Source organism: Neisseria sp. GT4A_CT1, from assembly GCF_000227275.1.
GTDB lineage: Bacteria > Pseudomonadota > Gammaproteobacteria > Burkholderiales > Neisseriaceae > Neisseria.
Map to the genome: position 1 here is coordinate 1 of NZ_JH164996.1, position 667 is coordinate 667.

General features: G+C 41.5%; 1 protein-coding gene. It reads left to right on the forward strand.

All coding sequences use genetic code 11. From position 1 onward, the window contains the following. On the forward strand, positions 1–584 hold a 584-nt coding region (locus HMPREF1028_RS12900), incomplete at its 5' end, for a hypothetical protein (protein WP_009313219.1). Positions 585–667: the final 83 nt, after the last annotated feature.

The window sequence follows — 667 nt, forward strand, 5'->3', positions numbered from 1 at the left end:
TCGAGGCAGTTAAACGCCTGCCTATCCCCATGAACAAAGAACTGATTGTCCCCAAATTGCAAGAGTTAGGCTTTATCGAAAACAGCAATAACGAAATCTTTAAAAGAAATTTCGGGAAGAAAAACATGTATAGCGCCGCTGACTACCTTGCCAATCTTTTTTCTGTAACAATAGTTTTAAAAGACTTTGCCAATCCGGAATGTCCGTACGGTGTCGATATATATCATGTCAATAACAAGGTAGACGGTGTGGATGCTTTGATTGGGTATAACGGCCTGATCTTTCAAGATACTACCATCCCCGATTTAATCATTTCCACCATCAACCATAAAAACAAACCGGACAACTTGTTTAAAAACCTGTTGGACAAACATATCCAAAACATCAAAGCCTTTAAACAGAAACAGCCGCTGAATGAAGAGCTGATCAGCACGCGCGCTGTGTATGATGGCATTACCTATGAAATCAATTCTTTCAAGGGCGGCAGGTCAACCAATCTGCAAATCTATCGATATAAAGACAAGTCAAACAAAAAATACTCATTAAAACACGGGAGCCAGCCGTTCATCACACAGGTCGTCTGAAAACCTAAAACCGACCATGTTGCAGACACTGCATTCGGTTTCGCAATGCCAAACCTGTGTTTTCAGACGACCTGCCTGATCCA